Raw genomic sequence first — 12,596 nt, 5'->3', positions numbered from 1 at the left:
CGCATCACCTCGGGCACGACTGGCGCTCGGTTCTCTCCTCGGTGGACACATACCGGAGCCTGGTGGCACGCTGGAAGGAGCACGCCGACGACTGGAGAAGGACATGCGCGTCATCCGGGTGACGATCGACCTCGCGGTACCCGACATCGAAGAAGCGAAGGCTTTCTATGAGGGCTATCTTGGGCTTGATGCCCAGGACATGGGCCTGAACTGGGTCACCCGCTTCGTCGTACCCGTTTCAGGGGAGCATATCCAGCTCGTGTCGCAGGACGCCACGGCCTCCGAAAACGCGGTGCTCACAGTCAAAGTGGACGACGTCGACGATGCTTATGCGCTGGCCCGCGAACGGGGCTACGAGATCGTTCACCCGCTGACCACAGAGCCTTGGGGCATCCGCCGGTTCTTCGTCCGCGCCCCTGACGGAACGGTGCTCAACATCGCCCAGCACGTTGACCCGTGAAACCGCCGGGAACTGCTACTGAACCAGCTCGAGGCTCCGTATGATGAGTGCATGACGTTCCTGTCCCGTCTGGAGCACGTGCTGCAGCCGTTGCTTTCAAAGCGGGCGGCGTGCATCTGTGTGACCTCCGACTCATGAAGTCCGAGGTCGTCGTCTACCTCGACAACCTGCCTGGGCCGTGGCCTCGCGAAACCGCCGAAGCCGTCATTGTTATGATCCGCGGATTCGGTGCGCTGGACGAATTCATCAAGTGGGGCCACCCATACTTCAGCCTGCACGGCCACGCGATTGTAAAAATTTATGCTGCCCGCGACTGGATCAACGTCTTCTTCTACCAGGGCGCGGAACTGCCCGATCCGGCTGGGCTGCTGGGCTCCGAAGGGCGAAGCAGCATGCGCAGACTGCAGATCTTTCGAGAACAAGCGGTGCCGGACGGTTTGCGGGACCTCATACGGCAAGCGATCATCCTGACTGAGTCCGGCGGACGACTTGGTCCCAGCTGATCAAAATCGACTTTCAGGTGGCAGCACCGCTCGAAGGTCCGCTGATAGCGCCCATGTTTGGGGTTGGTGACAGGAGGAGCAGGCCGCTCCATACAAGGATTCCTCGGACCAGGAATTGGCGCCTGCAACCATACACGTCGCCGTACCGATGGTCGCCCTCGAAACCCGGGAAGAGCTCCGTGACTGGCTCCGCCGGAAACGTGCTCGTTCATCCGGGATCTGGATTAAGTCTGCATGGTCTAAAGCAGCAAGGCGTGTCATCAGCTTCCAGTACCTGCTGGAGGAATGTCTCTACTTCGGTTGGAGCGAGTCATCGCGACGCGGTGACTGCGGCTCATCTCACTGGTCATCCCGGACTTCGGCAAGGCAAGCGATAACGGTTAGGCCGTTGAATAAGCCAAGTCGCATGCAGCCCGGATACAGTCTCGTTTGCTCACCGGCAGGTTCTACGCCGCTCCTGCTGTGGTGAGGCTGCGTTCACGGATGGGGACGTTCGTGGCGGCGAGCTCGGGTGGTGTTGGGGACCGGGCGGCAATGCTTGTCGGGGAAATTCCGAGTGCGGCCAGGACGGCCATGGTTTTGCCAAGTCCGGCGACGCTACGTCGAAGAGTTGTCGGGGTCCCGGTGCGTTGGCAGCGCCCACTGGGTCCGATGGCCCGCCTGCGTCTTGGCGGTCCGCGGACATATCGGAAAGACCGCGAAGCGGCGCTGAAACTCCGTGCCTAACGGTTCTTACTTCTTCAGTATCCCGGCGATCTCATCGTCTTGAATGTTCTTTAGGGCCCCGTTGCGTTTCTTCTGCAGATCTGAGTCCTTTCGCTCCGCTGCCGGAAGCTTTTTCAGCGCTGCGTCCAGTTCGGAGATCTGCTTGGCCATCGCCATATCGTTGAAGGCCTTGACGACCTCAAGGAGGTCCCCGGCCCCGCCGTCGCTTTCCATTCCGAAGAAGCGCTCGTAAAGGATTGTGCTGACCGCCGACGGCGCCCATTTCTTCAGCGCAGGCTGCTCGGCGCCGTTCACGATCGCGAGAATGTAGGGGTCTCCCTCGAGAACCTGCCGTTTTGGTTCAGCCTTGTACCGCAGCGTTCCGGTGTGTTGATCTACGATGAACTGATCTCCCCGGTAATCGAATTCACTCGCGAAGATGGAACCCCCCGGCCCCTGTACTGTCTGGGCTTCCCGGTCTCCGTAGAAGAGCACATAGGCCGCCTTGGCCGGAATTAGCCCCGCCTCATCAATCGGCAGCGTCCAGGTCGAAATCCAGTCACGTTCATTGTCGAACCATCCATCGAAGGCCCTGACCGCGAACTTCACAACGTTGCTGGCGGCGTACACCATACCTGCGGCGCCCCCGGCACCGATGGCGGCAAAGATGGGCAGGTCGGCTGCTTTTCCGACGGCGTCTGTCCAGACTTGCAGCTTTGCGGGGTCGAACCGGTCGAACGCCATGCGGACCTCGACGTCAACAGAGCTGTGGATCATTCCGGGTGAGTAGTAGACCACGCTGGAGCCTCCGCCTGTCGGGGAAGGGATGAGCGCTTCGCCCGCAGACGCGTCCTTGAAGTAGTAGTGGAGCGCCATCGGGGCCGCCCCGTTTAGTATTGGGTTCTTTACCGCGGAGGTGACAAGCGTCCCGCCGATCCGCTCCCTTTCGTGCCATCTCGAACTGCCCGGAAAGATGCTCCGGATCTTCAGACTCAGCGGCTGGCCGATGCCTATCTCCGTAAGCGGCACCGCATTCTCGCCCGTTTCCGAATTAACACCAGGAACCGCTACATCTTTCATAGGTTCTACACGTTCTACACGTTGGGTTGTTTTCGAGGACATGACTGCGCCTTTCCGTAACTGACTCCATCGGACGCCCGCTTCGTGGTGATCAGTGTAGTTGCCGGGTCGGGGCGGGACAAGGGTGCTGCAGGGTGCGGCCGAATGCTCCTGAAGCAGCACCGGTTAAACTGCGTTCGGCTTTGGCAGGTCGGAGGTTGAAGTGCGCGGGAAGGGTCTGAAAACCTGCGGCGTCACTGTGGACAAGGGCCGCATCATCGCGGACGACGACGACGAAACGTCCGTGGATCCGCCACCAACGTCGCCGGCCGCTCCGAGAAGGCGGAGTCCTTCGCCGCCGGACGGAAGGTGCCCCACCGCGAGGGGATAGGTGCGCTGGTGCCGAATCCTCCGCAGCGCCGGGCACCTCTGGCTCCAGGACCCCGGGTGCAGGACAGGATGGGGCCGACAAATCGCCCCGGATGGGAGCAACGCGATGAACGGCGCAGCGGGCCGGCGGCTTTGTTACGGCCGGCGGACGTCCACGTAGATGGTAGTGGTGCCACCGGAGTTTACTTGTCCAACCTTGAAGCCGGCTTGGGTGGCTTGCCCCAAAGCGATGGACAACACGCCTTCGAAGTCACCGTTCATGGCGTAGGACCGTAGCCCCGGCAGCCCCGTAGAGTCCGCTCGATATGGTGCTGCCAGGAGCGTCGGGTCACCTGCTTCATTATGAGCGGCGGCCCCAAACGCCAGTTGCACGTAAGCTCCGCCGTCGAGTTCAACCTTGTGACCGGAGGCATCGTGGAAAACCTCCGGGACATAATGGGCCCGCAGTTCCGGGCCATGACCGTCGAAGTCGAGGGCAATTCGGTCGAAGTTGCCTTCGGGATGGCCGGCAACTCTGATGTTCGTCAGGTATGAGCCTGTGTTAGCAGGACCGGTTGCCGGCAGGCTGGCATCGGCGGTCGACCAGGCCTCGGGGCCAGGTGTGGGAGTAGGCGCCGCGCCGGTGGTTGCCGGGGCGTTCGGCGTAGTGGCAGGCGCCGGGGTGGCTACGGGAGGAACGGACGGCGCAGCAGTGGAAGGCGCCGGGCCGGCCCCGGGCGGGGCGCTCGGCGTGGCGGACGGCGGCGGGGTGGTCGTGGGGGCCGGTGTGGCCGTGCAGCCGGTCAAGGCGACAGCCACTACAAAAGCAGCGACGGCAGTTCGGTTTCGCGGACGCGACATAATTTTCTCCCTGCAGGGGTCAAGCTTGATGGACAGTGCGACGGCGGCGACAAGTAAGCCGAAGAGGCGCGCCTTGAGTGCGGTCGGCTGACTGTTTTTGCCCGCAGGGTTCGGTGTTCCTCTGGGACTAAACAGAGCCGGCCCGCTCTGTGTTGGGCGGGGTTGGTTGCGTCAGTACGTGCATATTCCGAGGCCCGGGTATACATGCGCGAATTCTACTCTTGGCGTCCTCATCATGCTATGAAGGAGCGTCACCACTTAGCCCAAACCAGCGGTACCACCTCCTCGGATGACACCAACTCGGACCGGTCGTACCCTGAAGCCGTATTTGCCAGTCGTAGCTTCCCTCCGGAGACCCATAGGGTCATCATGGAACACTAGCAAGGTCACGCAGGATCGGCGCTATGGCTGTCGTATTACAGCACTGGATACCGCTGCATCAACTTTCGATAGACAAAGGGAACGATGAACGCGGGTAATGTTGGCTGATGTTTGAATCGCGCCAGCTTAGTGAAGATGTCAGCATGCGTTTACTGCGAAGCAGCGATGCGTCGGAGCTTACCGCTGCGTATGTGCGCAACCGTGCGTATCTTTCCCGTTGGGAACCGGTGCGTTCCGATGAGTACTACACCCAGGCGTGGCAGGCTGCGGACATTGCCAACCGCCTCGTTGCCACTGATGCCGGGGAGGGATATCCCTTTGGCTTGTTCGCCGGCGATACCCTCGTCGGCCGATTCAACGTGGCTGGAATCGTGCGCGGTCCATTCCAGAGCGCAGGCCTGGGTTACTGGGTGGACAGCAAGTACTCGGGCCGAGGACTGGCATCCGCTGCAGCCCAGGTGATCGTCGAAACGGTACGTGACGAGATCGGACTGCACCGCATAGAAGCGAGTACGCTCTTGCACAATGTCGGCTCGCAGCGGGTGCTAACGAAGGCGGGCTTCCGGCAGATCGGGATGGCACCGCGGTATTTGCAGATTGCCGGGAAATGGCAGGACCACAATCTCTACCAAGTTCTCCTGCATGACTAGCCCTTTGCACCAAATGAATGTCCTCCGTCCTAAACCTCAGTGCGATCTGTCCGTATCGCCCAATGCCGCACGGGACAGCACTTCCTGCAAAGGGGTTGCATTCCTAGCTGGCGGGTTTTGCGAAGAGTGTGATTGCAAGGAGGATGAGCGCGAGCAGGGCGAAGCTGCACCTGCGGAAGAACCCCGAGGAAGTCCGGAACGCGATCGTGGCCTCAACGGCGTAGTATGCCGCGAAGGCGCGGGAGGCGATCGTGACCAGGGTAAAGGTGGGAATCATGGCGGCGATAGCGATCGCGGCCGCACCGCTGATCAGGTAAGGCCTGGCGCCCGTAAACCAACTGCTTAAACCAGTTAGGTTGCCTCGTGCTGCTTCGGTGTCGGCTATTGCCGCGCTGAATTGGCTTAGAACTGCGGAGAGGACCAGAGGCAGTGCCAGCCATGGGGCGATGCGATCGGTGATGGTCAGCAGGGTGGTGTCGGGGCCCGCAGCGGTTCCCAGCCCCATGACGGGAGTGGCGACGGCGACGAAACCGATATAAATCGATGAGGACACCAGTTGCGCTGCGCGTGAGGCACGTACCCGGGTGACGGCATCATAATGGTTGCCGAGGTAACGCACAGTTTCGAACCCCTGAACGGTGATCACCAGGCCACCCAAAATCAATAGGGCTTCCAGCGGCCCCACCGGTGGTAGAGGTGGTAGCCGGAGACCAGAGGAGCCGAGCAGGACGCCGTCGTGTATGAGGAGGACAGCTCCCAGGACTGTGGTGAGCAGGAGAACCGCGGCCAAGGAGATCCGGTCGAGCCGGTCAAGTCCCTTAAATCCCCGGAAGATGCCGATTGCGATGATTAACGCAACTGATATGCAGGCGATGACCGGTTCCAGGATGGACGAATCAGCGGGGATGAAGAAGCCCACCATGTACTGCGCCATGATCCGCAGGTAGAGGGCGACGGAAATAACGTAAGCGACGATGATCAGCGCATCTCCAAGCCGACCCAGTCGCCGCGTCGTCGTGTTGAGAGTGCCGTCCGTCTTCTGCTGTCCTACTACGGTGACGTTGTGTCGTATAACGGTGCCCACGAGCCATGCAAACGCACAGATCCCAATCGCACCGAAGAGTGCTAAAACGCCAAGTGCCCGCTCGAGAATAGGCACAATAATCAGAAGCCCCGACCCGAGAATCGACGCCAGCGGAGTCACCGCGGCCGCGGTAACGCTGCGGACCGAGGCCCACTTGCTCCGAGGCGTCACCGGCTCAGACAATGCACGCCGGCCAGCCAGGAGATCTCATCGATGCCCCAGCACCCGTCACAACCGTCGGTGGTCGGCCCGATAGCCGTAGACCTGGTAAGTGTGGCCCGCGACGGCTGAATGTCGATTCCCCTGACCATGACCATGACCACGTCTGCGTCGCCGAGGCCGACCATCTGCTCCCAAGCCCGCTATCGGATCCAGTAGTCATAGTTCCCTTCTCTCCCTGGCACTTCAGGCAGGCGGCGCCGCTACTTGTGGGTGCGGCGGCTTCCGCCGTGCCAGTCCTCCTGCAGCCCGGCCTCGTCTTCCCGGACGCCGAAGCTGCGCAGTTGGGGCTGTTCCCGCAGGCTGCGCTTCATCTCAGCGAACCCCGGGAAGCGCGCCAGGCCCACTACGTGGTCCCACAAGGCCGCAGCATCCTCTTCGCGGGGAAGTCTGCTGATCACGGGTCCAAAAAACGCGATCCCCGCGGGCGGCTCGAAGTGGAGGATAGGTGTGCCGACGTCCCTGCCGGTGAGTGCCAGAGCTTCCTCTCCCTCCGCCCGGATTACGGCGTCCCACGATGAGTCCTCCAGCGCTGAGGCGTACGAGGGGTCCAGGTTTGCGTCGGTCAGAGCAGGCCCGACGAAGTCCGGGGTGCCGCGGTGGTCAAGCTCGGGTGTGTCAAGACCCGGGTCGGGGGCGGAATCGAAAACCCGTGCTCCCAGCTGTTCGTAGAAGGCGCCGACAGCGTCCGGGCCGTGGTCGGCACGGACGGCAGCCGCCACGCGAAGGAGCCGAAGGCCTGCGGTGTGTCCGGCATCGTACCCTTCCGGAAAGCGGGCGTCGTAGTCCACGTCGGCGTTGATCAGCCGGAGCGAAATGAACCGCCATTCCACCTGATAATCACGCTGCCGGGCGACCATGCGCACCCATTTGCTGGTCATCCAGGCAAATGGGCACACCGGATCGAAGTAGAACCGGATGTCGGGGTCTTTCATTGGTGGGCCTCCAAATGGTTGCGGATCGCTTCGGTTACCTGCTTGGGCGAGTCCTCGGTCGGGATGTGTTTGCCGGGAACTTCCGTCAGCTCGGCGTTGGGGATTTCCTTGACGTACCGGCGTGCGAAGGAGACCTTCTGGAAATCGTCGTCCCGGCCCCACACCAGGCGTGTGGGGATCGCGGCCCGTTGCAGGGCTGGGACCACGTCCATGGTGTAGCGCGGATCGGCGGCGGCGGCCATTGCCATCCATGACCGCTGCCGCGCCGGCTCACGCCACGGCGAGAGATAGTCGTCAACTTCTTCCTGGCGCAGCTGCCGGGCGACGGCGCCGCGGGTTGAGATTTCGCGCGCGCTGAGCAGGTCTGTGCCGCTGGTGGCCGCACGAACGTCCGGATCCCGGAATCTCAAGACGGCGGGCACGGGCCAGGAATCAAACATCACCGAATTCATCAGGACAAGGCTCTTCACCCGGCCGCTGGTCGCAGCGATGTGCTGGGCGATCCCGCCCCCTATATCGTGTGCAGCCAGGTCGAAATCCGTGATTCCTAACTCGTCGGCAGCGTCAAGGACTGTCGCGGCGAGTGCGGGGATGGTGGCCCGGCCGACGTCGAGCTCACCGCTGCTGCGGCCGAAGCCGGGCAGGTCAAGGGCGATACACCGCCGGACTTTGCCCAGCGCCGGCAGCACCGGCTGCCAGACCCGGCTCCAAAACGTTCCGTGCAGCAGCAGCAGCGGCGGAGCTCCCTCGTCCCCGGAGACCAGATAGGACAGGTCGGTTCCATTTACTGCCAGCTGTTCCCGGCGTACCGGCCCGTCCTGGTCAATCATGGCGTTCCTTTCCGGGTCATTGCGCAGCTGCGCCGAAGAAGGGCATTTACCGCCGTGCTTGGCCATCCTCGGGCCTGCCGCAACCTGTCCAAGGATATCTCCCGCCCAAACCTCCGGGCGGATAGCCCGGAGGTTTAGGGTCCTTTGTGAACAGAAATGGGATGACCGCGCCGGCCGCGGATAGCGTTTAAGCTTGGGCAATGCAGATTATGGACCCGGTGAGTATCGCCGAGGCGTTAGAGCTCGTCAAAGACCATTGGACTCCTCGTGTAGTCGGGCGGGTCAACGACCAATACGTGAAGGTCGCCAAGCTCCTCGGTGAGCTTGTCTGGCATGCGCACGACAACGAGGACGAAATGTTCCTCGTCGTCTACGGACACCTGAGGATCCAGCTGGAGGGAGATCGCGAGGTATTGCTGGATCCTGGGCAATTTTTTATCGTGCCGAAAGGGGTGCAGCACAATCCCGTGGCTGAGGAGGAGGTTGGTATCGTGCTGATCGAGACGGTCACCACGGCGCATACCGGCTCAGTAGAATCGCCGAGAAGTGTCCCCATTGAACGGCAGCTCCCTTCTGCGTGAAGTATGGCTATGAATCTTCGCGTACCGGCAATCCGCACCGTGTCTTGAACGTGGTGCGGTTGGAAGCTATGGCGAAATTTCATCCAGTGGCCGGTTGCGCGTGTGTGCTGTGAACTGGACCAGGATGGCCGCGACGATCAGGAACGAGGAAATCAGTAATAGCGCGCCCAGGATGGACATTTTCGGCAGAATCGGAGCGATGACCAGGACCCCGATGCCGCCGCCGAGGTGCCCGACGCCGTCCACCAGGGCGAACCCCGTGGTGCGCGCCCGCGTCGGGAAACTTTCGGCGGTCAGCGCGTAGGTGGGTGAGACCCACAAGTTGAAACCGGCGAAGATCAAGATGGCGCCGGTGAAGGCGAGTCCGATGTTGGTGCCGGCAAGCGCCACCAGGAACGCTCCGGCCAGTGTGACGACGGCGGCGATGGGCAGCCAGTAGCGGCGTTCCAGCTTTTCCACAATGAACGACATGATCACTGCTTCAGCAACGAAGCCGAACGTGCCCACGGCGGCGATCACCCCGGCCTCGGGCGGTGAGTAGTGCAAGGAGGTCAGCACGCTGGTGAATCCGGAGGCGTAGGAATAGACGGTGATGTAGCCGATGAACCACATGATGAACAGCAGCAGGATGCGCCGGCGGTACAGCGGACTGGAAAACAGGTCGCGGTACGGCACCTTCGACGGCGGGAGGATCTGCGGGGCGGCGGTCTCAAGGACGGGTTCGGCGAGCGGGCCGTGCCGTAGCGCGCGCGCCTCCATAGCTGACACCACGATGTCTGCTTCCCTGTCCCTGCCCTGTCCGATCAGCCAGCGTGGTGACTCGGGCAGTTCGAACCGCAGGACGATGGCAACGGCCGCCAGCAGCGCGCCTACCCCGTACATCCAGCGCCAGCCGGTCTCGAAACCTGGCGATGCCACGGCGAACGGCAGACCGTTGGGCCATGGGGTGGCTGGTGTGGTCAGGATCAGGCCCAGCCAGATGCCGGCCAGGGCGCCAAGTGCGGACATGATGAAGATGATTGTGGTGAATTTTGCCCTGGCCCGCCGCGGGGCAACCTCGCTGATGTACGTGTTGACGATGGCGAGGTCGGCGCCGATGCCGATTCCGGTGATGATCCGGGCCACGTTGAAGTTGACGTAGTCCGTGGAGAACGCGTTGTACAGCGAACCGAGCCCGGTGATCAGCATGGTGATCAGGAGCATGTTGCGGCGGCCGATTTTGTCCGCCACCGGGCTGAGCACCAGGGTGCCGACCACATAGCCCGCCAGATTCAGCAGCACCGGCAGCGGCAGCGCATCCAGTGCGTTGACGGGCGTGCAACCGGGCTTGAGCGCCACACAGGTCTGGATGAAGGAGACATTAATGTCGAAAATGTCGTAGAACGTGAACAGGAAGCCCAAGCCTATGATGCCTATGAAAACCCAGGACAGCGACCACACCTGGAGGCGCTCGAGCCGGGCAATGATCAGTTGCCCTGCCGACGATGAGACCTGCCCACTTGGAGTTGTCATTGTCCTCATGCTCCCGTGCCGAAACTGAACGGAACCGCAATAGCTTTTAAGCGAAAGAATACACCGCAGTCCCGGGGTGTCGACAAGGGTTGTTGACTGATGTTTACACCCGTTAAATGGCTACTTCTACAGGGTCCGTACGCTCGCCTTCGACGGTGACAACCCAGCGGGTGCGCCGGGTTGGTTCGGTGACCAGCGAAGAGGCCGGCGATATCGGTGAGCAGTGTGTCGAGCCTGCGGTAAAGCTGCTCTGCAGGCGAATTAGTGCAACGATATGGGATGAGTGAAAAAGATTCGGTGGTCGTTGGGGTCGACGTTGGCGGCACCAACATTGAGGTCGGTTCAGTCGACGAACGTCATCAAGTACTCCAGCGGGCTAAAGCCGCCACTCCTGAAGGTGGGCCCGAGGATGTCCTCCAGGTCATCACCGAACTCGTTGGATCCCTGGACGCGCAGCCCATCGCCGTAGGAGTCGGTATCCCCGGCGTCGTCCACGAAGGGCGGGCCCTCACCGTGCCCAACCTCGTCGGTTGGACCGAAGACGTCGACCTAATCGGACCACTATCGGATCAACTTGGCGTACCTGTCACGCTTGGAAACGACGCCAACGTCGGTCTGCTCGGTGAATGGACCGCGGGCGCGGCACGAGGCGGACGGAATATCCTCGGTCTCTGGATGGGAACCGGGATCGGCGGCGGCCTCATCCTCGACGGCCGGCCCTACGTCGGAAGCCGGGGAGCAGCCGGCGAGATCGGCCACGTCATTGTCCTGGCCGGCGGTGCGCTCTGCACCTGCGGTCGCCGCGGGTGCGCAGAGGCCTATGCCGGACGTCGATCGATGCGCGGCGTCGCCACGGTGATGGTCGATGCCGGCTGGAAGACATCCTTATTCACGACCCGCGACGACGAAGGGAAATCGAAGCTGACCTCTAAGGTCTGGGCCCAAGCGCTCGAGGACGGAGACCAGCTCGCCGCGAAACTGTTCGATTCAGCGATCGAGACCCTCGGCATCGCGGTTGGCTCCACGATCAACCTCCTCGATCTGGACCGGGTCGTTATCGGTGGCGGCCTGGCTGAGAAGCTCGGTCAAGACCTTGCCAAGCGGCTATTCAACGCGGCTAGACCATGGATGCTGCAGCCTAACCCCGACCTCAAATTCGTTGTCTCCGAGCTGGAAGACGATGCCGGGGTCGTAGGTGCCGCCGTGCTCGCCCGCGCAGCAATCACCACCAGGAGCTGACTCACACACGGGTGCAGTATCCGAATGCTCTGCTTGCATCCACCTTCGGTAGGCACATCCCGCGGGCGGGATACAGTGAATCATGCCCACGAACCCGCCGCCACCGGACGATGCGGCGAAAGCATCATGGCCGACCCAGATCCACAAACAGACCTGGGTGTATTTGCTTCGTCGGACGATCCATGAATTCGGTCAAGACGGCGGCATTGACGCCGCTGCGGGGCTGACATTCTTCGCCGTCCTGTCGGTGTTTCCTGCAGCCTTAGCGATCGTGTCGCTCATTGGTGTTATCGGCGACGGGCCGGCCACAGTTGACCGGCTTCTGTCGCTACTGAATCAAGTCGCGCCCGAAGCCGTCACCGAGGTCCTCCGGCAACCCTTGGACGATATGGCGACAGCCTCCACCGCAAGCCTCACCTTTGTGATCGGTGTGCTGGCAGCATTGTGGTCCGCCTCGGCGTTCGTCAGCGCATTCGGCCGGGCGATGAACCGCATCTACGAGGTCGACGAAGGCCGCCCCTATTGGAAACGGAAACCTGCCCAACTCGCAGTCACCGTCCTGCTCGTCGCCCTGGTTCTCCTCAGCGCCACGATTGTGGTGGTGTCGGGCCCAATCCTGCACGCCATCGGTGAAGCGCTCGGCATCGGGAACACTGCTGTCAGCGTGTGGGACGTCGCAAAATGGCCGGTCCTTACCGCCGCCGTTGTGGTGCTTGTAGCCGTTCTCTACGCCACAACCCCGAACATCCAACAACCACGATTCCGCTGGCTCAGCCTCGGCGCCATCGTGGCTATTGTGCTCCTCGCCGCAGCATCAGCCGGATTCGCGTACTACGTCGGAAACTTTTCCCCTTACAACCAAACCTTCGGCACTCTGGCCGGAGTCATCATCTTCCTGATCTGGGTATTCATCGTCAATATGTCGCTGCTCCTCGGCGCCGAACTCAACACCGAACTCGAACGCGGCCGCGAACTCCAAGCCGGTATCCCCGCTGAAACCCAGCTCCAACTTCCCCCACGGGACACCACATCAAGTGATCTCAGGCAGCGCACCGCCCATATCGATGAACAACACGGCACCCTGCTGCGACGCGGGCAACCACTACCTGCCCGCACAGACACCTTGATCGCCCGGGTCCGGGAAACCGTGCACTCCATTTGGGTCCGGATCCGAGACCATAGTTAGGCGGGCACATTCGACGTACAAC

The 12,596-nt window shown here is 62.0% G+C and carries 15 protein-coding genes; 7 read left to right on the top strand and 8 right to left on the bottom strand.

Annotation, left to right across the window (positions count from 1 at the left end):
• Nucleotides 1–103: 103 nt before the first annotated feature.
• From IV500_RS01060 to IV500_RS22465, 3 genes are all read left to right on the top strand, one after another.
• The gene (locus IV500_RS01060; protein WP_196394962.1) at nt 104–460 is read left to right on the top strand and encodes a VOC family protein; all 357 of its coding nucleotides are present in this window, start codon (nt 104–106) and stop codon (nt 458–460) included.
• A gap of 134 nt (nt 461–594) precedes the next feature.
• Entirely contained in the window at nt 595–963 is a 369-nt protein-coding gene (locus IV500_RS01055) for a DUF1801 domain-containing protein (RefSeq protein WP_196394961.1), read from the top strand.
• 148 nt (nt 964–1,111) lie between these two features.
• Nucleotides 1,112–1,432: a hypothetical protein gene (locus IV500_RS22465; RefSeq protein ID WP_512699630.1), complete on the top strand. Its 321-nt coding sequence runs from the start codon at nt 1,112–1,114 to the stop codon at nt 1,430–1,432.
• Here the strand turns inward: IV500_RS22465 and IV500_RS21850 are convergent.
• The 3 genes from IV500_RS21850 to IV500_RS01045 form a co-directional block, all read right to left on the bottom strand.
• Nucleotides 1,410–1,538, bottom strand: coding sequence for a hypothetical protein (locus tag IV500_RS21850; RefSeq protein ID WP_281063947.1), 129 nt, complete (start codon nt 1,536–1,538; stop codon nt 1,410–1,412). The two genes, IV500_RS22465 and IV500_RS21850, sit on opposite strands and share 23 nt — an antisense overlap.
• 157 nt (nt 1,539–1,695) lie before the next feature.
• Nucleotides 1,696–2,790: a hypothetical protein gene (locus IV500_RS01050; protein WP_196394960.1), complete on the bottom strand. Its 1,095-nt coding sequence runs from the start codon at nt 2,788–2,790 to the stop codon at nt 1,696–1,698.
• A gap of 462 nt (nt 2,791–3,252) precedes the next feature.
• Complete coding sequence (locus IV500_RS01045) at nt 3,253–3,957, bottom strand: AMIN-like domain-containing (lipo)protein (protein WP_196394959.1); 705 nt, start codon at nt 3,955–3,957, stop codon at nt 3,253–3,255.
• Nucleotides 3,958–4,445: 488 nt separating this feature from the next.
• Between IV500_RS01045 and IV500_RS01040 the strand changes: the two genes are divergently transcribed.
• Nucleotides 4,446–4,988, top strand: coding sequence for a GNAT family N-acetyltransferase (locus IV500_RS01040; protein ID WP_230854298.1), 543 nt, complete (start codon nt 4,446–4,448; stop codon nt 4,986–4,988).
• A gap of 103 nt (nt 4,989–5,091) precedes the next feature.
• Here the strand turns inward: IV500_RS01040 and IV500_RS01035 are convergent, their stop codons facing one another.
• From IV500_RS01035 to IV500_RS01020, 4 genes are all read right to left on the bottom strand, one after another.
• On the bottom strand, nt 5,092–6,243 hold the full coding sequence (locus IV500_RS01035) for an Aq_097 family APC-type transporter (protein WP_196394958.1): 1,152 nt from the start codon (nt 6,241–6,243) through the stop codon (nt 5,092–5,094).
• A complete protein-coding gene (locus IV500_RS01030; protein ID WP_196394957.1) occupies nt 6,240–6,419 on the bottom strand; it encodes a hypothetical protein in 180 nt (59 codons plus the stop codon). The genes IV500_RS01035 and IV500_RS01030 overlap by 4 nt, the downstream gene beginning before the upstream one ends.
• Nucleotides 6,420–6,494: 75 nt before the next feature.
• Nucleotides 6,495–7,226, bottom strand: coding sequence for a mycothiol-dependent nitroreductase Rv2466c family protein (locus tag IV500_RS01025; RefSeq protein WP_196394956.1), 732 nt, complete (start codon nt 7,224–7,226; stop codon nt 6,495–6,497).
• The gene (locus IV500_RS01020) at nt 7,223–8,056 is read right to left on the bottom strand and encodes an alpha/beta fold hydrolase (RefSeq protein ID WP_196394955.1); all 834 of its coding nucleotides are present in this window, start codon (nt 8,054–8,056) and stop codon (nt 7,223–7,225) included. Before IV500_RS01020 ends, IV500_RS01025 begins: the two co-directional genes overlap by 4 nt.
• A gap of 200 nt (nt 8,057–8,256) precedes the next feature.
• Between IV500_RS01020 and IV500_RS01015 the strand changes: the two genes are divergently transcribed.
• Complete coding sequence (locus tag IV500_RS01015) at nt 8,257–8,637, top strand: cupin domain-containing protein (protein ID WP_196394954.1); 381 nt, start codon at nt 8,257–8,259, stop codon at nt 8,635–8,637.
• A gap of 66 nt (nt 8,638–8,703) precedes the next feature.
• Here the strand turns inward: IV500_RS01015 and IV500_RS01010 are convergent, their stop codons facing one another.
• Entirely contained in the window at nt 8,704–10,149 is a 1,446-nt protein-coding gene (locus IV500_RS01010) for an MFS transporter (RefSeq protein ID WP_196394953.1), read from the bottom strand.
• 279 nt (nt 10,150–10,428) lie between these two features.
• On the opposite strand from IV500_RS01010, the gene IV500_RS01005 reads away from it, so the two are divergent.
• Nucleotides 10,429–11,388, top strand: a complete 960-nt coding sequence (locus IV500_RS01005) for an ROK family protein (protein ID WP_196394952.1) — start codon at nt 10,429–10,431, stop codon at nt 11,386–11,388.
• 82 nt (nt 11,389–11,470) lie between these two features.
• On the top strand, nt 11,471–12,574 hold the full coding sequence (locus IV500_RS01000; protein WP_196394951.1) for a YihY/virulence factor BrkB family protein: 1,104 nt from the start codon (nt 11,471–11,473) through the stop codon (nt 12,572–12,574).
• Nucleotides 12,575–12,596: the final 22 nt, after the last annotated feature.

This window comes from Arthrobacter terrae (assembly GCF_015708085.1).
GTDB classification, from domain to species: Bacteria; Actinomycetota; Actinomycetes; order Actinomycetales; family Micrococcaceae; genus Arthrobacter_M; species Arthrobacter_M terrae.
The sequence above is the reverse complement of the archived record's forward strand: the minus strand, read 5'-3'. Positions and strand labels throughout refer to the sequence as shown.